Source organism: Clostridium sp. ETTB3, assembly GCF_053571985.1.
On record NZ_CP199832.1, the window covers coordinates 754236 to 776277 of the forward strand.

At 25.0% G+C, this 22042-nt stretch carries 19 protein-coding genes and 1 pseudogene; 18 read left to right on the forward strand and 2 right to left on the reverse strand.

Features of this window, described 5'->3' with window-relative positions; genetic code table 11:
- Positions 1 to 287: 287 nt before the first annotated feature.
- Positions 288 to 2027 (reverse strand): ATP-binding cassette domain-containing protein, encoded by a 1740-nt coding sequence (locus ACUN06_RS03715; protein WP_449390108.1) that lies wholly within the window; start codon positions 2025 to 2027, stop codon positions 288 to 290.
- A gap of 601 nt (positions 2028 to 2628) precedes the next feature.
- Between ACUN06_RS03715 and ACUN06_RS03720 the strand changes: the two genes are divergently transcribed.
- On the forward strand, positions 2629 to 4002 hold the full coding sequence (locus tag ACUN06_RS03720; protein WP_294128019.1) for a dicarboxylate/amino acid:cation symporter: 1374 nt from the start codon (positions 2629 to 2631) through the stop codon (positions 4000 to 4002).
- Positions 4003 to 4109: 107 nt separating this feature from the next.
- Here the strand turns inward: ACUN06_RS03720 and ACUN06_RS03725 are convergent, their stop codons facing one another.
- A complete protein-coding gene (locus ACUN06_RS03725; protein ID WP_366925365.1) occupies positions 4110 to 4844 on the reverse strand; it encodes a TraX family protein in 735 nt (244 codons plus the stop codon).
- 405 nt (positions 4845 to 5249) lie between these two features.
- Here ACUN06_RS03725 and ACUN06_RS03730 point away from each other — a divergent pair, with 405 nt between their 5' ends.
- The 17 genes and pseudogenes from ACUN06_RS03730 to ACUN06_RS03810 all read left to right on the forward strand — a co-directional run bounded on the left by ACUN06_RS03730 (position 5250) and on the right by ACUN06_RS03810 (position 21990).
- Positions 5250 to 6554: a hypothetical protein gene (locus ACUN06_RS03730; protein ID WP_449390109.1), complete on the forward strand. Its 1305-nt coding sequence runs from the start codon at positions 5250 to 5252 to the stop codon at positions 6552 to 6554.
- Positions 6555 to 6948: 394 nt separating this feature from the next.
- Positions 6949 to 7062: a DUF6688 domain-containing protein gene (locus tag ACUN06_RS03735; RefSeq protein WP_331890697.1), complete on the forward strand. Its 114-nt coding sequence runs from the start codon at positions 6949 to 6951 to the stop codon at positions 7060 to 7062.
- A gap of 192 nt (positions 7063 to 7254) precedes the next feature.
- Positions 7255 to 7572 carry an MGMT family protein gene (locus ACUN06_RS03740; RefSeq protein WP_449390110.1) on the forward strand — a complete coding sequence of 106 codons (318 nt, stop codon included), beginning with the start codon at positions 7255 to 7257 and terminating at the stop codon, positions 7570 to 7572.
- A complete protein-coding gene (locus tag ACUN06_RS03745; RefSeq protein WP_291736684.1) occupies positions 7562 to 7696 on the forward strand; it encodes a hypothetical protein in 135 nt (44 codons plus the stop codon). Before ACUN06_RS03740 ends, ACUN06_RS03745 begins: the two co-directional genes overlap by 11 nt.
- A 177-nt stretch (positions 7697 to 7873) precedes the next feature.
- Positions 7874 to 8446 (forward strand): hypothetical protein, encoded by a 573-nt coding sequence (locus ACUN06_RS03750; RefSeq protein WP_412858266.1) that lies wholly within the window; start codon positions 7874 to 7876, stop codon positions 8444 to 8446.
- 91 nt (positions 8447 to 8537) lie between these two features.
- The gene (locus ACUN06_RS03755; RefSeq protein ID WP_449390111.1) at positions 8538 to 8798 is read left to right on the forward strand and encodes a DUF4268 domain-containing protein; all 261 of its coding nucleotides are present in this window, start codon (positions 8538 to 8540) and stop codon (positions 8796 to 8798) included.
- Entirely contained in the window at positions 8761 to 9873 is a 1113-nt protein-coding gene (locus ACUN06_RS03760) for an HNH endonuclease (RefSeq protein WP_449390112.1), read from the forward strand. Before ACUN06_RS03755 ends, ACUN06_RS03760 begins: the two co-directional genes overlap by 38 nt.
- 433 nt (positions 9874 to 10306) lie before the next feature.
- On the forward strand, positions 10307 to 12382 hold the full coding sequence (gene dcm, locus ACUN06_RS03765; protein WP_294398587.1) for a DNA (cytosine-5-)-methyltransferase: 2076 nt from the start codon (positions 10307 to 10309) through the stop codon (positions 12380 to 12382).
- Positions 12383 to 12456: 74 nt separating this feature from the next.
- Positions 12457 to 14079 carry a hypothetical protein gene (locus ACUN06_RS03770; protein ID WP_294398585.1) on the forward strand — a complete coding sequence of 541 codons (1623 nt, stop codon included), beginning with the start codon at positions 12457 to 12459 and terminating at the stop codon, positions 14077 to 14079.
- 142 nt (positions 14080 to 14221) lie between these two features.
- On the forward strand, positions 14222 to 15649 hold the full coding sequence (locus ACUN06_RS03775) for an McrB family protein (protein ID WP_449390113.1): 1428 nt from the start codon (positions 14222 to 14224) through the stop codon (positions 15647 to 15649).
- Complete coding sequence (locus ACUN06_RS03780) at positions 15624 to 17996, forward strand: DUF2357 domain-containing protein (RefSeq protein ID WP_449390114.1); 2373 nt, start codon at positions 15624 to 15626, stop codon at positions 17994 to 17996. Before ACUN06_RS03775 ends, ACUN06_RS03780 begins: the two co-directional genes overlap by 26 nt.
- 21 nt (positions 17997 to 18017) lie before the next feature.
- A pseudogene (locus ACUN06_RS03785) lies at positions 18018 to 18593 on the forward strand (DUF3427 domain-containing protein); the annotation flags it as partial.
- Between the two features lie 66 nt (positions 18594 to 18659).
- Positions 18660 to 19022 carry a ribosomal maturation YjgA family protein gene (locus tag ACUN06_RS03790; protein ID WP_294127959.1) on the forward strand — a complete coding sequence of 121 codons (363 nt, stop codon included), beginning with the start codon at positions 18660 to 18662 and terminating at the stop codon, positions 19020 to 19022.
- Positions 19023 to 19269: 247 nt separating this feature from the next.
- Positions 19270 to 20178 carry a hypothetical protein gene (locus tag ACUN06_RS03795; RefSeq protein WP_449390115.1) on the forward strand — a complete coding sequence of 303 codons (909 nt, stop codon included), beginning with the start codon at positions 19270 to 19272 and terminating at the stop codon, positions 20176 to 20178.
- 114 nt (positions 20179 to 20292) lie between these two features.
- The gene (locus tag ACUN06_RS03800; RefSeq protein WP_449390116.1) at positions 20293 to 20949 is read left to right on the forward strand and encodes a MutS-related protein; all 657 of its coding nucleotides are present in this window, start codon (positions 20293 to 20295) and stop codon (positions 20947 to 20949) included.
- Positions 20950 to 21137: 188 nt separating this feature from the next.
- Complete coding sequence (locus tag ACUN06_RS03805; protein WP_291734755.1) at positions 21138 to 21572, forward strand: nucleotidyltransferase family protein; 435 nt, start codon at positions 21138 to 21140, stop codon at positions 21570 to 21572.
- Positions 21565 to 21990, forward strand: a complete 426-nt coding sequence (locus ACUN06_RS03810; RefSeq protein ID WP_294127955.1) for a hypothetical protein — start codon at positions 21565 to 21567, stop codon at positions 21988 to 21990. The genes ACUN06_RS03805 and ACUN06_RS03810 overlap by 8 nt, the downstream gene beginning before the upstream one ends.
- The last annotated feature ends 52 nt before the right edge of the window (positions 21991 to 22042 follow it).

Here is a 22042-nt window from a genome sequence, read left to right on the forward strand (position 1 = left end):
TAATAATTGAAAATATAATAAAAGATTATATAGTTGTTTTTTCAAGAATTATAGATAATAATTCTGATGCTGTTATTGAATTTATTGAAGATCAATATGGTGATATATTATGTACAAGTGAATACTTACAAAAAATTTGTATGATTTAGTTTAAGATTAATAAGGGAATTTGTTTTTTATCAAAACAAATTCACTTATTAAATTTTTTTAGATATAAATTTAGAATCTTAAAAAATAAAATTACTTTATCATTTTTAATTTAGGCTATTAATACTACATAGAATATTTTAAAGTAATTTAATAATTTTTTCTAACTCTTCACATAAAGATTGAGCTAAAAGGAAGTTATTATCTCTTAAAGCTAATTCAATTTTAGTTTCAACTGATTTTTTCTTTTGTTCAATTTTTAAATAGTCTTTATTAAAGTGATTAGCATAAATTATATCTTTAAAATGATTTATATTAATTTTTCTAATTTTTTTATTTTCAATAAATAAAACATAATCCATGCAATTTGCTATAGTATAGTAATCATGAGATACCATTAAGATAGCACCTTTATAGTTTTTAATTGCCTTTTCTAATGCTATTTGTGAATAAGTATCTAAGTGGCTTGTAGGTTCGTCAAGAAGAAGTAAATCAGCTCCAACTTCTGAAATTTTAGCTAATTGTATTAAGTTCTTTTCACCACCAGATAATGTTCCTATTTTTTGATTAAGTAATTCTTCATCAAAGTTATAACCTTCAAGATATTCCTTAATATCATCATAAGTTTTAAAGCCAATATCAAAGAATTCATCAGCAATTGTATTAGAATAATTTAATGTTTGACCTTGAAGCTGAGATAAATAACCTATTTTGATATTTTCATTTATTTCAATAGAAGAATTATTATTGTTAAAAATAGTTTGGAAAAGCGTTGTTTTACCTGCACCATTTGCACCAACAATAGCTACTTTATCAGTTGATTTAATTTCAAAGTTTACATCTTTTAAAAGAACTTCATCAAATGATAATTCATAATCAGTAACTTTTAGCACTGTTTTTTCTTCCACTTCATCAGTTGTAATAAAAATAATATTAGGTTGTTTAATTTCAACAAATGGAGCTTTAATTCTACGTTTTTCTAATCTTTCTTGGAACTTAACTCTAGCTCTTAAAGTTTTACCTCTAAATTGTTCAGCATTTTCACTTGCAAGTTCTCTTAATCTATCTATTAATATTTCATTTCTTTCAATTTCTTCTGTGTCAGCAGCAGCTAATTCTTGAAGTTCTATTTTGGTTTGAAGTAATGAAAAATTATAATTTATGTAATTTCCATCAAACTCTTGAATTTCCATGTTTTCAAGATGAAGAATTTTATTAAAGCAATGATTTAATAAATATCTGTTGTGAGTAATAACTAAAAGTGTTCCCTTATGAGCATTAATTAAGTTTTTAAGGGCATTAAGATTTTTAAAATCTAAAAACACATCTGGTTCATCCATAATAAGTAAATCTGGATTAGTTAACATTGACTTTATTACTTGGATAAGCTTAAATTCTCCACCGCTAAGTTGAGATATGCTTAAATTTTTATATTTAATTAATTCTATAAGGTTTAATTTCTTATCAATGATATTTTCAAAATCATCTCCATTGATTGATTCAAATTCATCTAAGGCATCTTGATATTTTTCAAGTAAAGTTTCGATATTAGAAGATGTTTCCATTTCAGTACATATGGATGTTATTTCATTTTGAAGTTTAATGAAATTTTCAGCTAAGTATTCAAAAACAGTAATATCTTGTGTTTTATCTATTTCTTGAAATTGACATACATATCCAATTCTACAGCTTGGATCAATTTCTAATGAGCCATCAAATAAATATTTTTCAGGGTCCATAAATATATCTATAAGAGTACTTTTTCCACTACCGTTTGTTCCTATAAAAGCACAATGTTGACCATCTTCTAAGGTAAAAGAAATATCATTATATAAATTTTTTTGGGGAAATGAGTAAGATAATTTATCAACTTTTATCATATTAGTACCTCGCTTTACATAAAAAAAGGGCCTATTTTTATAAGCCTTTAATATTATTTTATCACTTGAAGTTTTATACTTAGTTTTAATACTGATAGAATAACACCTTTTTTATAGAAGTTCAACTAAGAGATATTTTCCTTTTAATAAGGAATTGTTAAGAATAGGAAATTATTACTTATATTTTTTGTGATTAATATTGACACAAAATATAGTATATGATAATATAAACGAAAAATCCCTTTAAATTGATTCGGGAAATCAATAAGGAAGTTATAATATACGTACAAATGACATTTATTATTATAAAAATATAATTAATAATAATTTATTGATTAAAATTATGTATTAATAAAAAGTTATTTATATTGAATTTATATTAGTCTTCCAGGTTTGGAAGACTTTTTTTACGCTTAGGAAAGTATAAAAATTTTTAAGTCGTAAAGCTAGGTATATCAATGGATTTCAAGATTTAAAACTGTAAGATTTATACCACGAACTTGGCGTGGCGATAGCCACTTTGTCCTAGCATTCAATAAAGGTATATTATCCTTATATAGTTATTTGAATTAGGGGAATAGCTAACAAGGAGAATAAGAAAATGATTAAAAAAATTAATAACAGTAATAAGCTGGCACTTAAGATGGCAATGGCACTTGCTTTAGGATTAGTATTTGGAATAGGATTTATAATTCTTAGAGAGAATTTGATAAAAAGTGGAAATGAACATGTTTGGACAAGTATTAATAATATTTTATTTCAAGACATATCACAAAAGGGAGCAACAAATGCAATTGGTATATTTTATATAATAGGGCAGTTGTTTGTAAATTCACTTCAATTGGTAATAGTACCAATGGTATTTACATCAATAGCATTAGCTATGTGTAAGATAAGTGATACTAGAAAACTAGGTCGTATTTCATATAAAACTATATTAGGGTTTTTATCAACTTCAGTTTTTGCATTAACATTAGCTGGAGCAATAGGATTTATAATAAAGAATTTAGGGTTATTTACAGCCAATGTTCAAAATGTAACAGCACAAGAAGGTGTTGTGAGTTCAAATAATCCATTGTTAATAATAATTCAAGCTATACCAAATAATATTTTATCTGCATTTTCAAGCAATAGCAGTATATTAGCAGTTGTTTTTATTGCAGTAGTATTAGGTCTTTGCATTAATTACTTAGGTGATAAAGTAACTGTATTAAAAACTTTATTAGAAGAAGTAAATTCAATAATAACAGTATTTTTAAGTTTTATAATAACTAAATTTGGAGCAATATCAATATTTGTTCTTATAACAAGAACATTTGCAATATATGGTATAGATAATTTAAAACCAGCATTTGTATATGTATTTACAACAATAATAGCATTGTTATTATTTTTAGTTTTTGGGTATTCAATATTTATAGCAATAGGGGCTAGACTTAACCCAATTAAATTTGTAAACAAAATAGGTAAAGTTGCATTATTTGGATTTTCAACTTCATCATCTGCAGCAACATTACCTTTAAATACTAAAACTACAGTTGAAGAATTAGGTGTTAGTGAAGATATAGCATCATTTATATTACCACTTGGAATGACTATAAATATGAATGGAACAGCAATAATGCAAGTTATAGCTGCAATATTTATAGCAACAAGTGCAGGGTATGATGTAACAATAGGAAATATAATAGTTATTGGATTACTTGCATTAATAGCATCAATTGGTACACCAGCTGCACCAGGTGCAGGAGCAATAATACTTTTCACAGTTTTAACTGGAATGGGATATAATAATGATGCGGCAATTCTTGCTTATTCATTAATTCTTGCAATAAATAGACCAATAGAAATGTTAGTAACTTCTTTAAATGTAGTTGGAGATGCAGCAACTAGTGTAGTAGTTGCAAAGTCTGAGGGAATGCTTGATGAAGAAGTTTATAATAGTGAAAATATAATGCAAGTTATAGAAAATTAAAATATATAATTCATATTTAAATAAAGTGTAAGGGAATAAAGATTTTAAAAAACGGCAATTTAGTGGAATAAATTCCAATAGTTGCCGTTTTTGTATTGAAAATAATTTTAGATATTAAAATACATTCTTAGTAATCCTAAGATTAATAGGTGAACTGGATAAAAACAATAATTTAATATTTTAGATTGTTTACCACGTTTTCCGTTATATGTAAGAATGAATCCGAAGCCAAGGGTTGCCCAAACTTCTTTGAATATAGAAAGATATCCGAATATAGATGATAAAATTGGCTTATTATAAAAAATATAAAAGAAATAAACTATTAAAATTGCATGATAATCATAATCCACAGAAAGAAACATAGATATAAAACACATTATGGTAACTATAAATAATGAAATTGTATACCATATAATTCTAGGTGATTTCTTTATTTTTGTTTTAATTATATCAATAATCCAAATAGTTATTAATGCTAGTGAAAGTGAAAAAAGAACATTATTAAATCTAGGATTAAAGAATGTCTTAGTTACAAATAGGTCAAACGGTACTTCTGAAATTATAGCAAATCCTAAAAGATATAATAAATAATTTTTTCTGTTTTTTGTATTAAAAAAACCTTCTACTAAAAGAAAAGCAAAAATAGGAAATGCTATTCTCCCTAGTACATCAAAAAGATTGCTTATTTTTAGTAATAACCCTTCACCATTTAAGTTTGGGTAAATTAATGCTTTATTTACATGGTCAATTAACATTGATACAAATGCAATGTATTTTAGCTGTGCACCAGATAATATTTTAATTTTATCTAAGGTGCATTTTTGGGGGGATGTTTGTATCAAATATCATCATCCTTTCTGTATTTTTATACTTAATAAGTTAATTGTTTTTATATATTCAAATAACTTAATTACTGTTGGAATATATAACATGTTGAAATTATTATATATAAATAGTATTATTTTATCAAGATAGTTATTTATTCTAATATATAAATCTAATATTAAATATTTAATGGTTACTTTTTAGGGATTAATATAATAATCAAAATAAGTTTTAAAAGTAGACAAACTTATTCTATAATCATATCAAAAATTAAAACTTACCGAAATCTAATATAAGAATTATATATTTACAGAAACTTAAAATTTAAGTATAATTAAAGATAATTTTTAAATTTATATTATTAAATTGTTAATAAAGTAAATTTAATTGGTAAAATGTTAATTATTTAAGGAGGAAATAATATGAGCACAAAAGAAAAAAAGTTAGCAATTGCTTTAGCTGGGGGATTAATAATTTCAAACTTAGGTGTAGTAACTGCTTCCGCTAATACAAATGTATTAAAGGAAGCTTTAGTAGAGCAAAATAAACAAAACAATTTTCCTACTATAACTCAACAGACTATAAAGTTTGATAATAATAACTCTAAAGATTTGGTTATAACTGGGGTTGATTACTTTAACCAAAAATTAACCAAATTTACTATTTCTTATGGTGAAAATAGATACGAACTTAATGTTGATAAGCTTGTATATAATGATAGTGAAAAAACATTAACTATACCATATAAAGAACTAAAAGCATTAAATTTAACTAACGGAATGTATCCTTGTGCATTAATGTTTTCAGATCAGACACTTTCTGTTGGAGCAATAACAATTAATGTAATTAATAGTAATACTTCAATAAATAAGCCAAATGTGCCAGAACTACCACCATCAAATGGAGGAGAAGAAGTTAAACCACCATCAAATGGAGGAGAAGAAGTTAAACCACCATCAAATGGTGGAGAAGAAGTTAAACCACCATCAAATGGAGGAGAAGAAGTTAAACCACCATCAAATGGAGGAGAAGAGGTTAAACCACCATCAAATGGAGGAGAAGAAGTTAAACCACCATCAAATGGAGGAGAAGAAGTTAAACCACCATCAAATGGAGGAGAAGAGGTTAAACCACCATCAAATGAAGGAGAAGAGGTTAAACCACCATCAAATGGAGGAGAAGAAGTTAAACCACCATCAAATGATACTCAATTTGAAGTTACAATTGATAAAAATAACCTTAAAGCAGTAGAAATTCCAAATTTTATTCCAAGTAACTCTAAAGTTGAATATGTTACTATAAATGGTAAAAAGTTACCGGTGATATATAAAAACTTAAGAAGTAAAGAGGATATATCTTCAGCTCCTGCTGTTTATATAATTGATGATAAATTAGTCCTTTCACCTGAGGTTTTAGAATATATAGGATTTGAATCTTCTAATTATGATATAAATCTTGTTTTAGAAGATGGAAGTATAGTTTCAAAAACAATAAAATTAGATATGAAAAACGATACTGAGAAACCAGTAGAGCAACAAAAGCCAGTAGCGCCATCAGAAGATAAAGAAAATGAAAAAAATCCTTCTTCTGATAATAAAAATGAATCCTTAGTAGGATCAAGTAATGATTCTTCAAAATTACCACAGACAGGATATGTTGTAACTAGTGGACTTATAGGAACAATAATTACAGGAATTGGTGCTATTTTAATTAATAAGAAAAAGTAAATTTTTTATAAAGTTTAGTTAAAGTAAGTAGCTTAGTGATAGGCTACTTACTTTCTTTTTTATGTATATGAAATTATAAAAATTTGAATTTGTAAAGCAAGTTATATCAATGGATTTCAATATTTAAAGCTATAAAATTGATACCACGAAGTGGGCATAGTGATAGCCCTTTTGTTCTTGAAAAATTTTTCATCTATAAAGGGAAGTTTCATTCAAGTAGGTGAATTCTAAGTAATAATAGAAAATATAGTAACTGACTTTTATAATAATTTTGTAAAGGTTTCAGGTTTTGGAAGTGTAAGCAAAGATAATATTAAGTAATGCACTAAATTGGCCATGGCTAGCACTTATTTTTATGATGCCATTGCTAGGTATATTAATTTGAATATTATCATTGTTTGGTCAAGAACCGGATAGTGTAATAAAAGCATTTACAGAAACAGCAGACTGGAATTTATCTATAAAGATACTAGCACAAAACCTAAATATGATTGACATTACTATATGAGAAGTGATTGTAATTTTAATTATAAAGAATTAGAATATAAATCATTAATATTTAACGCTGGAAACATGAATGATACTATATCTAAATATATATTGAATAGGATTTTTAGTAGTGAGGGAAAACTAAATATCAAATATAATGTAAAATGTAATATATATTAAAGTAAAAATTTGTATCATAGGTGAATAATATATGAAAAAGGTTATTAATGAAGAGTTAATTTATGAAATACTTTCTGTTGTAGAGGAAATTCCAAAGGGAAAAGTAGCTACATATGGACAAGTTGCTAGGCTTATTGGAAGGGATAAAAATGCACGTCTTGTTGGAAAGATTCTTAGTTATTCAGAGTTTTATGGGAAATATCCATGTCATCGTGTAGTTAATTATGCTGGTAGGCTAGCACCAGGATGGAAGGAACAAAAATTTTTACTATTAGATGAAGGTGTATTTTTTAAGAATGAAAATCATGTTGATATGAAGAAAAGCCAGTGGGATTATTATGAGATATAGATGGAAGAAGGATACAGTTAGTTTTGTACTAGCTGTTTTTTCTATATCTTTTCTTTCTACTTCATATAATTCACTTATTTTACCAATTAAAGAATTAGCTCTAATATCGTATAAACATATTTAGTATTTTTATTATTCCTTAATGAGAATTATTAGACATATGATAAAAAATAAATCATAAAATAATATTATTTAAGTAAAGAAAAAGGAAATATCAGTAAAAGTTATTTTTCAATATAGCATATGTTAGGGGGAATTTAAAATTAGTAAAAGCAATTTTGTTATTTGTATATTAATAACGATGTTTTTAGTTGGGATATTAGGATATAAAATAGGTGAAAAAATAAAATTAAATAAGGAATTTGTTGATAGTATTGAAAATTATAATAGTAATGAAGTTAGTGAAGAAAATAAAAATGAACAAACTAATGAAGTAGATGAAAATAAGGAAATTGCTGAAAGATATGATGACAATGAGGAACATGACAAACAAACTTATGAAGAAAGTTATGATATAGAAAATGATTATTTAGAGAAAGAGAAATCTATAGGAAAAGTATTAACAAAAGGACAAGGCTTTTTTAGGTATTATAGTGCCTTAATATCAACATTAAGATCATATGATATAAATAATATTGATAATGCAAGAGTTGTATATAGATTAAGTGATGAATTATTAAATAATATGTATAAAACTTTTAAGAATGATTGGAATAAGGAGGATTTTGATAAATTAACTGAAAGCCAATTAAAATGGATAGAAAAAAAGACAAAGATAGAAGAAGAGTATAAGAATGATGATTTAGTAAGATATCAAACTTTAATAGAGATGACATTGGATAAGTGTGAAGAATGGACAGAATATTATAGATAGTATTTATTTAAGATTAAAATAATGGAAGTAAAGATAGAGATATTTAGATTAAAATAAAGTTAATATATTAAAAATTTAAGGATAGATAAATATGGGGGAGGAAATAGTAAGTTTAGAAGAAATACATTATCAATTTTGGAATGAATTTGTTAATAAAGTGTTTAATGACTCAGAATTTAAAAATGACTTTAATTATAGGAAATCGTGGAATAAGTCATACTATGATTTATTTTGGGGAAATAAAGACCTTCATTTATGTGTAAGACATAATATAAAAGAGAGTTATGTTTCAGTAGAAATATATATAACAGAAAATGAAGAAGTATTTAATTATTTACAAACAAACAAATAAAAATGAAATAGAGAAATTATATGGCAAAAAACTTACATTTACTAAGGCTAAAGGTAAAGTAGGTAAAGCAAAAAAGATATATGATGTATATATGGACGGAGAAACTAGTGAGAAAAATAATTGGAGTAAGTATATAAAATGGATTAGATATACAGCATTAAAAATGAAAAAAATAGTTGAAATATTTTATAAGAATCTAGATAAAGATATAAATTTTAATGAAATTACATATGAGAGAGAAGTCATATCAATACCAGCAGCTGATACTATTAATTTAATATATAAGTATGGCATACATGCACATCCAAATGATTATAATAGATATCCTTATAAAAAATCATTATTTTATACTTTTAGAGAAAAGAATGGAGTTATGACTAAGTTATATGAGCTAAATACAACAATTATATTAAATCCAAATAAAATTTCAGAAATAGATAGTTTAGATGTTGATATTTTCATAAAGGAAAGATTAAAAAACTATATAAATGAGAGAGAAAATAAATTTTCTTTTGATGATAAAGAATCGGAATATAAATTTTATATTTTAAATAATCCTATAGAATTGGTTAATGAAATAGCACTGCCTAATCAAAATAATCAATCTTATTTTACAATTGAAGAAGTATTTAGTGGGAAAAGATATGTTGATAGATGTAATTATAAAACTAATAATACAAGAGAAGATTTAATTAATATAATAAAAGATAAATCTAAAGTAGATTATTTAGAAATTAATGTTGAAGATTTTGATTCAAATATAGAAATAGAAGAAGGAAAAACAATAACTAAATTGGTAGAGGTTAAGAAGAGAAATTCTTTAGCTAGAAAGTTGAAATTAGAAGAGTTTAAATCAATCAATGGAAAATTATATTGTGAAGTTTGTGGTATAGATGATGAAATTGTTTTGGATGTGCATCATGATAAAGTGAGTGTAGCCAATATGAAAGAGGGGTATATAACTAAACTTGAAGATTTAAGGTTGATTTGTGCAAATTGTCATAGAAAAGTTCATGGACTTAAGGTTACAGTTGATAGATTAATAGAAATAAATAAGGGTATTAATTTTAAGTAAGGAAAAGTACAAACAAGATATATTAGTTAAGGGGTATTTAGAAGAATGAAAATTTTAAAACCGCGAGAGTCTTTGAGAGGGACGAAGTCACTCGCTTGCTACTAATTAGTAGTTAGGAAGTTGGTATTATTATGTTTAGAAAAGTAATATTTATGCTACAATTATTAATATATGAAAAATTTATCTTTATAAAAAAGCGACAAATAAAAAAAGGAGATCTACATGGCAGTATATTTAAATACTAAATATTTTTCATACAATTGCACAAGAGCGAAGTGGATTTTATGATGTACTATTAGACATATATAATAAAAGAGTATATTAATTTGAGTGTAACAATAATATATATTGATAAAGTTAGATATTTAGAGTAACATATTAGAGTAAGAAAGTATGTTCATAAAAAAGTCATTTAAATTATGAGGAGAGAAAAATGTTAAGCAAAGTACCAAAGTATAAAGTAGTATCCCTGTTTTGTGGTATTGGTGGCTTTGAAGAAGGATTGAAATATTCTGATATGGAAGCCCAGGTTATATTTTCTTCTGAAATTGATAGATTTGCTCAAAAGTCATATTTAGCAAATTATCCTGAAAGTAATTTGGTTGGAGATATAACAAAAATTGAGGCCTCACAGATACCAGAACATGATATTTTAATGGGAGGATTTCCCTGCCAAACTTTCAGTATAGCAGGAAAAAGAAATGGGTTTGAGGATACTAGAGGAACTTTATTTTTTGATGTTGTACGTATCATTAAAGAGAAGAAACCTAAAATTATTTTATTAGAGAATGTTAAAAATTTAGTTAGCCATGATAACTCCAGTACAATAAAGGTTATTTTGAATACACTTAATAATTTGGGATATACTGTCGATTTCACTGTTATTAATTCGGCCGAGATGGGAGTTCCTCAAAATAGAGAGCGAACATATATATTAGGTATTAAAGATTTTAAGGAAGAAAAATTTAAAAATGATTATAGAAATAATAAGATAAATAGTCTTAAAAAAGAATTAAACAACAGCGAATTTAAAGGGTTTAACTTTTTTGAAAGCTTAAAAGCAAATAGAAAAAAGGTATTTATAAAAGATGTGATTGAAAAAGATGTTTCTAGAAAATATTATATCGACAATGAAAAAATACAAGAATTTTTAAAAAAAGTTGAATTAGAAGAATATAACCCAGAAACAAAAATTTTGAAAATATTAGATATTCCTAAGCATATTCATAATGATCAAGAGAGACAAAGACGGGTTTACTCTGTTAATGGAATATCACCGACTGTTTTAGCGAGGGCAGATTCAACTAAAATTCTAATTAAAGAAGATAAAGAGTTTAAGATAAGGAAATTTACTCCAATAGAAAATCTTAAAATACAAGGATTTGCTGATGAGTTTATTGGTAGGATATTAAAGGCAGGAATAAGTGATACTCAGTTATATAAACAGTCAGGAAATGCAGTATCACCACCAGTTATAGCAGAGATATTTAATCATTTAAATAAATATATAATTCAATATAAAGTATTTAATGAATATAAAGTATTTAATCAATATAAGTTTATTGATCTGTTTGCAGGGTTAGGTGGATTTAGAATAGCTCTTGAGAGTAATGGAGCAAAATGTGTTTTTTCTAGTGAGATAGATAAATATGCATGTGAAACATATAAAAGTAATTTTAATGAAGAGCCTCATGGAGATATATTTCAAATTGATTCTAAAGATATTCCAGAACATGATATTCTTTGTGCAGGTTTCCCATGTCAACCATTTTCTATTGCGGGAAAAAGATTAGGGTTTGAAGATGCTAGGGGGACATTATTTTTTGAAGTTGCAAGAATATTAAAGGATAAAAGACCAAAAGCTTTTATCTTAGAAAATGTTTCTGGGATTGTTAGTCATGATAATGGAAAGACTTTAGAAACTATTATTTCAATTTTAAAAGATTTAAACTATTCAGTAGTATGGAAAGTATTAAATGCTAAAGACTATGGAATTCCTCAGAATAGGAATAGATGGTATTGTGTTGGAATTGATAAGAAAATTTATGGAGAAATTAATGAAGAAATAATTTTTCCGGAGAAAGTTGAATTGAAAACTTTTTTATCAGATTACATAATAAAACAAGTTGATTCTAAATATGATGTTTCTAGTATAGCGAAAAATAATATGAATATGCATATTGAAAAATTTTTAGAGAAACAAGTACGGAAAGAAGGAGAACCAATTATTGCAAATAATATTAGACCATCAAAGGTTTCGTTTAGTGCTAATGGTATATCTCCATGTTTAACAGCGAAGATGGGGACTGGTGGAAATAATGTTCCTGTAATATATGATTTAGGAAGAAAGTTAACTGAGAGAGAGTGCTTAAGAGTAATGGGATTTCCGGAAACTTATAAGATAAAGGAAAATTATAGTCAGACATATAAGCAAATAGGAAATAGTGTTGTTGTAGCATTGATAGAAAAAATATCTAGCAATCTAATTCAATTCTTGGAAAGTAGATAATAATAGCCATATCTTGTTAGAGATATGGCTATTATTATATAATTTATTTAAAAGTATATATGGAGGCAAAAATAATGGATAATAGAATAAAGGGGTGTAATTCACACGGATTTACAAATGAATCATTAATGGTAGAAGCTTTAAATAATAAAATGCCCAAGGAGCTAAACTCTAATTTAAAGAGATTTATAAAAGATATTTGTACGGAAAACAAAATAAATTTTAGTAATGATATGTTGATTAGAGCAAGTTTGGAGAAAAATAATAGACTAAAACAAGATTTTTATATCAACATAGAAGGAAGAGATTTTGGTATAAGCACCAAAATGGGAACTGGTAATAGTGTGCATCAAGAAAAAATAGAGGAATTTATTGAGTGGCTAGATAGATGTTCTTTAATAGAAATAACAGATGAGATAAAAGATTGTTTGAGATTTTTTATTTGGGGAGATGGTTCCTTAAATGGACAAGCACCTATAGTTAAAGATAAGGATGGTAATATAATTGGAAGATTTGGCGCGAGTGAGTTTAGAAAATTATATCCAGATAAAAAAGAATTATTACAAGGTATTCTAGGAAAGAATTCAGCATTTATTTTAAATAGAGCAATTTTTGAAGGAAAAAATAATAGTAAGGTAAATTATATTTATCATGGAAATCCATTAAATGGAGTATGGATTTCTAAAAGTGAAGTTTTAGAGTTTAATATTAAAAATGCTAAATTTAAAGGTGAAAATTATACAGGATCTATTTATGTAGGAAGATTAACAGTTCAGCCCTGGAATGCTAGTTTAAAAGGAAATACTGAAGAAAAGAGAGGGCAAATACAATTTAAATATAGTTGTATGGTAAAAGATTTTGAAGTTCTTATGATGAAAAAGATTTCTAATATAGGTACTTTTGAAGGAGATAAAGAGGAATTTAATCTATCTCAAGTTATGAATAAAAATAAAAAACATAAATTTTGGAGTGTATTGTTTAAAGAGTTAAATATAAATGAAAATAATGAAAATTACTACATTGTTAAAGTTGATGGCAATAAAGAATCGACTTTAACAGGGAAAAAGGTAAAATGTAAAACAGATAACTATATGATAAAGGCAAATATCAATAAGGATATTCTATTACAATGGGAATATCAAATAACAGAAACACTTTTAAAAAAAATATCACATTATAAGATTATTGATAATTCTGGTATATCTGTAAAAAGGGCAGATTCGAAAAAATATACAATTGTAAAATTAACTCATAACACATTTAAAAAAGCTTTTAATGATTATTTAGATGATGTTGATTTTATAATGGCAGGATTACTTCTATATAGTGAGAAAGAAAAGCTATATATAAATCAAAAAATATTAAAAGATTTAGATCTTGATGAAAAAAGATTATTAGTATATTATGAGAAAACGTTTGGGATTATTGGAGATGGAATTTTAGATGAAGATTTTATAACTAATATAAGTAAAAAAGCTAAACTTATTGTACAAGCTGTTATAGAAAAAAATGAAAGACTAAAGGAAAAACTTTTTTCAGGAAAAGAATGGTTTAAACAGCCATATTGTATAAATTTTATTTTTAAAAATGGTGAATTAACAAATAATATTTATACAGATTATACTATTAGTAATGGTTCAGGCAGAAGTAAAGGGATTTATAGTATTATATTAAAGCCAACTGAAAAAAAGAAATAAAAGAAATTAAAAAGGCGAATAAAAGTATTTTAAAAAATGTAATTTTATTTGTCTTTAGTTCATATAGATGTTAAAACTATATACTAATTAGAGTGAATTTAAGGTGAAATTTAGTGATAAAAATAGATGAGGGATAATTGTTATGTATAAAGGTGAAGAATTTAAATATTGGATGCAAAATAAATGTAAATTATCAATTGCCTCAGTAGATAAATATTATAGAGCTATTTTAACAAATTCTAGGGATTTAGAAAAGTACTGTGAAAAATTAAAAGATATATATAATATAAATGATATAAGAGAGTTAGATGAAATGATAGATTTATATAAATCTATTCCAGCTTTAGTTGAAAAGAATAAAAGAGGAAACAATATGTATACGGCTGCATTATCTAAATATAGGGACTTTTTAATAGTTTGTGAGAATGGTAATAGTGAAGTTACTGTAAGTGATATGAATATAGAAATAGAGATAAAAGATATAATAGAAAATATAGAAGAATATATTAGAACTAATAGCTTTATTTATAAAAGGGAAGAATTAAGTAATTTCTATCTCTCTCTAAAAACCAAACCATTTGTTATTCTAGCAGGTATAAGTGGAACAGGTAAATCTAAATTAGTTAGATTATTTGCTGAAGCTATAAATGCCAAATTTAAAAGTATTCCAGTTAAACCAGATTGGAATGATAGTACAGAGCTTTTGGGTTATAAGAATATTAAAGATGAATTTGTTCAAGGGGAACTATATAAAGTTATTGATGAAGCAAAGGATAATTTAGATACTCCATATTTTGTATGTTTAGATGAAATGAACTTGGCTAGAGTTGAATATTACTTAAGTGAATACCTAAGTGTTATTGAATCTAGAAAGTTTGAAAAAGGCAAAATAGTAACAGATGAATTATTCAGTAAATCATATTTTGAAAATATTAAAGATAATAATATTAGTATTCCAGAAAATCTTTATATAATAGGTACAGTTAATATGGATGATACTACTTTTTCATTTAGTAGAAAAGTATTAGATAGAGCAAATACTATAGAGTTTTCAGAAGTAGATTTAGAAACACTAGATTTCTTAACTGATGAAGCAGAAACTTTAGTAGTAGATAATTCATTATTAAAAACTCAATTTTTAAATATAAAATATGCTTTAGAAATAGATAGAACATATGTAGAAGAAATAAATGAGAAAATAGTTGAAATAAATAATATACTAAAACCATATTCAAAACATTTTGGTTATAGAGTAAGAGATGAAATAGTATTTTATATGTTAGAAAATAAATTAGCTAATTTACTAGAAGAAGATATGGCTTTTGACTATCAAATAATGCAAAAGATATTACCAACAATAATAGGTAGTGATGTATATATAGAAGAAATACTTATAAAACTATTTAAAATATGTACAGGCTTTAATTTAGAAAATAAGCAAAATTATATTAAAGAAGCAGAAAGTGTAATTAAAAATGAAAGTGAAAAATGTAGATACCCAAAAAGTGCTACAAAAATATTACAAATGTTAAAGGGGTATAGAGATGGCTTTGTATCGTTCTGGCAATAGTAAGCTAATAGAAATAAAAAGTGATGAATTTACTTTAACCTTTGTTGGAAATGAAATAGATACAAAATCAGTAGCATTAGGATATAACAATGATATAAATTCAACAACTATAATACATGGTGATATTAAAGAAAATATAATTATAAAAATACTAAATGATAATAAAACACTAGGAATTAATGGTGTAATTAATAGTAAGCCTATATTCTTTGAAAATGGATCTTATCAAATCATATTAGAAAGTGATGATAAAGCTTATGATTTTATACATATAGAATCAGATATAAGTGATACTATACAAGATTATAGTAAGGTTTTAATTGGTAATATTCAATTTAAATCAGAAGTAGGAAATTCAACATTTGCAGTACGAAAAAATGGAAATATAATTTTAAAAATAACAATTGAAGTTTTTCCAACAAAGCTTGATTATAAAACTGATTACCAAAACATAATGAAAGAAGTTGATGAAGAGGTATCTGCAATAATATTTAAGCTTATAGGAAATACAGTTTTAAAGACACAATTAAAAGAAACAGATAATCAAACTAATATAGAATTTATAAATATTTTTAAAGCTGTATTTGATGATTTAGAAAAAGATATAAGAAGAATATGTGAAAACTTAAAACATAATGTAGAAACTATTGAGCAGATAAGGAAGGTAGAAAAAGCGAGAGTACCTTCAAGAAGAACTGTTGATTATTTAAGAAAACATCCTAATGCATTAACAGAAGATAAAAATGGATTTATTAGTGTGAATGATAAAAGATACTTACCTAACGCCATAGTTGATAAACGGAAAAAAACAACTGTTGATATATATGAAAATCAATTTGCTAAATATATGATTACAACTATTATCAAAAGGTTAAATATAATTGAACATAATATACTTTCTAGATATAAAGATGAAAAGATATATACTAACTATATTAAAGACAAGAAAACCATATTAAATAATTATGTAAGAAGGCATTTGAAAGATATAAGTGATTTAAAGGGTAAAAAGACAATGTCTTTAGTATTTCAAATGTCACCAGGATATAAAGATTTATATATTAAATATGAAATACTAAAGAAGGGATTAGCCATTGGAGAAGGATTATATGAAATAACTCCAAAGAAATTATATACTCTATATGAAATTTGGTGTTATGTAAAAATAAATAATATATTAAAAGAGTTAGGCTTTAAGGTTAAAGACAGAAGTTTAATTTCGTATGAAGATAATGGATTGTTTTTATCATTACTTCAAGAAGAGAAAGCAAAGATTACTTATTCTAATGGAGAAAAGAGTATAGAATTATGGTATCAAAAGAGATATGGAAAATTACCAACAACTATAGCAGAGCCAGATAATGTATTGTGTATTAAAAATTTAGATGATAAAGATAATGTAGTTTATATATTTGATGCTAAGTATAGAATAAATACTAGAAATGAAATTGGACCAGTTGAAGATGATATAAATGTAATGCATAGATATAGAGATTCTATTGTAGCTGAAATGTCTAAAGACAATCAGTTTAAGTATGAAGCATTTGGTGCTTATGTAATGTTTCCATACTCTAAAACAGAAGAGGAATATAAAGAAAATCCATTTTATAAGAGTATAGAAAAAGTTAATATAGGAGCATTTCCTATGTTGCCAGGAAAGACAAAATTAATAGAAGAACATATAAGGAAGATAGTTGGACAAAGTAAAGTACAAGCTAATAATTCACGAGTTTTTATAGATGAATTTGATTATTATAATAGATTTGAAAATAAAGATGTTATAGTAGGGATTGTACCAGACAAGACTCATTATGATGCATATAAAAATAATAGATTTTATCATATACCAAGCAGTCAAATTAGAAATCAAACAGTACTTGGTATTAAATATTTAGCATTATATAAACCAAAAGGAAAGTTTAATGATGTTGCTGGTATATATGAATATGCAAAGGTTAAAAGTATTAAATTTTATAAAAGAAAAGAGTGTATAGAGCTGTCTGATACTAGAGGTAAAGGTGAAGAGGAATATCTAAGATTTGAACTAGATGACTTTAAAAATATAAATAGTATAAAGCCTATGGAAATAGGAATAAGAACTCATTGGTACACAACTTTTTATTTATTAAATAATGCTACTAATATTCATGAACTTAAGTTTAAAAGTAACTTTGAGATGAAAGTTTATAGAAAATTAAAAAAGATAGCTATGGATATGAAAGTTGCTATTAAAATGAAAACAGATGGATATGAGATTAATGAAAATTTAGTTATTATTAACGATGATAATGTAAAAATAGGTAATGAAATTTATACGATTGAAGAGTTGAAAAGTGATATATTTTAATAAAGTTATAAATAGCGTAACTTACTTAGTAATAAAACTATGATGAAAGAAGTTTCTGATATATTAAGCTATAATTATAAACATATTGAATTTATAGATAAGAAAGTTGATTTAGGCTTTGATTGTCCTTTAGATTTACATTGTGATTATACAACAGATGTAATTATGGCTGCTTTTGGATACTTTAATGAAGAGAAAAAGCCAGCTTTTAGAGAAGGTGTTAAGTATTTTGAAGGTAAGAAAACTGATATATTCTTTATAACATTAAATAAGAGTGATAAAGACTTTTCACCATCTACACTCTATGAAGATTATGCAATTAATGAAAAGTTATTTCACTGGCAAACTCAAAGTAAAACATCAATACAAAGTACAACAGGACAAAGATATATCAATCATTTAAAAACTGGTAATAAGATAGCTCTTTTTGTTAGAGAATATAAAACTAGAGATGGACTTACATCACCATTTACTTATTTAGGTACATGTGAATACAGAAGTCATAGTGGTGATAAACCTATTAGCTTTGTATGGAAGCTTCATGAAGAAATTCCAGCAAGTATGATTAATAAAGCTAATAAAAGTATTATAATTTAAGGGTATTGGGGGAGAGGTTACTTGAGAAGAAATAGATTATTATATTTACTATTAACAATAATAGTTATGATATTAGGATTATTATCAAGAAAAATAAATGACTTACCTAAAATAATAGAATTATATTCAGGAGATATATTATGGGCACTTATGGTATTTTTAATTATTGCATTTATATTTAATAAAAAATCGACAATATTTATTATTTCCTGGGCAATAATTTTATCATATAGCATAGAAATAAGTCAGTTATATCATGCAGCTTGGATAGATGCTATAAGAAATACAACTTTAGGAGGGCTAATATTAGGTTTTGGATTCTTATGGAGTGATCTAGTATGTTATACAATTGGAATTATAGTAGGGGCAATAATAGATATTATGATAAATAAAATTAATATTAAAGTTATAAGTAATGTAGAAAGATAATAATAAATAAAAAAAATATAGGTAATTCTTTTAGATTAATAGACAATTTATAAGAAGAGATATAGAACTTTTGTATCTAATTATAGATAGAAAATGTTAAAAATGATATAAAACAATATTTTCCCAATATCCCTAATTTTACAGAATTATAATTAGTAATTATGTATAATAAAAGTGTACAGTATTGAAGAATTGTATTATAAGACGATAATACAGACTATGAAAATTATTAAATTGGAGGGGTTATATGGAGATATTAGTTCTTATACTATTAATATTATTAGTAGTATATATATGCTTTAGTAATCATAAAAGGAAACTTAATATATTGAATAGAATAAGTAATGAATTTGGTAAAAAACCTAAAGATTTTCATGAAGAATTTGATATGAATTTTGTTAGAACGTATTATAAAGCCCGTAAAGAAAACGAGAATGTTAATGAATCTATTGATGAATTAACTTGGAATGACCTGGATATGGATACTGTTTTCAAGAGAACAAATTATACTAGTACAACATTTGGGGAAACATATTTGTACTATAAATTTAGAGAAGTAGCATATGATAGCAAAAAATGGGCTATTACTGAAGAGTTGATAAATAGTTTGATGAAGAATGATTCTTTAAGAAATTCTATTAAATTGGAACTTTCAAAAGTAGGGAAAATTAATGATGAGAGATTTATTAATTTTGTTTATAACCCTGATTTTAATAAAATAAAAGGCTATTATAAATATCCATTATTGGCGGTAAGTTTAGTAATATCAGTATTGCTAATGTTTTTTGATAATAAGATAGGGATATTTGGAACAGTATTTTTTATGTGTATTAATATTTTGTTTTATCAAAGTGCTAAAATTTATTTAGAAGATAATTTTAGTGTGATGGCATATCTATTAAATAATATTAAGTTATGTCAGAAATTATCTAAAATAAAAGATAATGATTTTAGTAAGTTTAGGTTAGAGACAGAAAAGATATTAAGTAACTTTGCAAAATTAAGAAAAGTTAAAAGATATAGTTTTGCTTTAAGTAAGCGTGGAGCTAATTTGTTTTCGGATATAGACCTTGTTACTGAATATATAAAGATGTTTTTTATGATTGATATTATTGCATATCAAAATATAGCTAAGATATTAGAGGAAAATAAATAATATCTTTACTTAATATATGATTTAGTAGCTCAATTAGATTTTGCAGTAAGTCTTTCTTATTATAGGGAAAGTATAGATGGATATGTAACTCCAGAGTTTATTGATAAAAATGTCATGGAGCTAGAAAATATTTACCACCCTCTTATAGACAACCCAATAAAAAATTCAATAACTATAGATAGAAATATTATTTTTACAGGTTCAAATGCCTCTGGTAAATCTACGTTTATTAAAGCTGTTGCTTTGAATTGTATTCTGGCACAAAGTTTAAATATGGCATTGTGTTCCAAATATAGATGTCAGTTTTCCAAGGTTATAACATCAATGGCAATAAGAGATGATATTCTTGAAGGAGATAGTTATTTCATTGCAGAGGTAAAAAGTTTAAAAAGGTTATTGGATTCTTTAAATGGTAATATTCCTATTTTGGCATTTGTGGATGAAATATTAAAAGGAACTAATACAATTGAAAGAATATCAGCTTCAGCATCAGTACTAAAATATGTTGGAAGAACTAATGCTCGTATGTTAGTTGCAACTCATGATATTGAATTAACACAAATGATTACAACTGGATATGATAATTATCATTTTAGAGAAACTATTACAGATACTAATGTGCTTTTTGATTATAAACTCAAATATGGTCCATCAACAACAAGAAATGCAATAAAATTATTAAAAGTAATGGACTTTAAAACTAGTGTAGTAAATGATGCAAATAACATTTATGATTCATTTATAAAAAGCCAAAAATGGTCCAAGGTTTAATTTAAAACTAAAACTTATCTTTATAAATTTAGATGAACAATCTTAATATAATGGTACAAAATATGCTTGTATAAATATATTATCAAATTAATGAAAAACTATTATGTAAGTGTTATAATTAGTAGTGAATAATAAATGTAACAAAAAAAGAGGATGTTATATTAATATTGATTTGGAGGGAAGTTGACTTGAGTTTTAATAGAAATATATTCGGAAATAATTCTAAGGATGAGATTTTAACTTTAGTAAAAAGTAAAGAGTTTAAAGATATATTCTTAAAACATAATATAAGAAATGTAATTATTTTTGGAAGCTTAACTAAAGATGAATTTAACGAAGAGTCGGATATTGATATAGCAATTATAGGAGATAATAAAATATCATCTAATTTAGATTTGAATTTGACATTGGAACTTGAAGATTTTTTAGAAAGAAGTATAGATTTAATAGATATTAATGATGAAGATATAGAAAATCTAATTAAGATAGAAGCTTTAAATAGTGAAATGATAATAATAAAAGATGATAAATATAATGAAAAATTCAATTATTATGATCAATTATTTAAAGAAAATATTGAATTTTGGAGCAGATTAGATAAGGTGGTTTTAGATAGTGAATAAAGATAGATTAAAAAAGTTACTATATGATCTAGAATTAGAGTATAAGGATATTGAGGAATCTTTAAAGTTTATACAAGTATATTCTGATAATGAACTATTAAAAAAAGAACTTTCCAATAGTCTTAAATATAAATATTTGAGTATGTTTATTTTATATGAAGATTTTATATCAATGCTTTTAAAAGAATATAATATTTATAAAATAGGAATCACTATAGATTCAGCTATAAAGTTATTAAAAGATAAAAATGTTCTTACTGATAAATTTGCTAATCATTTAAATTCAGCTAGATTATTAAGAAATAGAATTGGACATAGATATAAACAGCCTAAGATAGAAGTTTTAATTGAATTTTTAGAAGAAAATAATGACATAAAAAAAGAATTTTTATTATTTATAAAGGGTTTTATGAGCTAAATGAAGATATTTAAGGAAGGTAAAAAATATCTGAAATGGGTTAATATAGAAT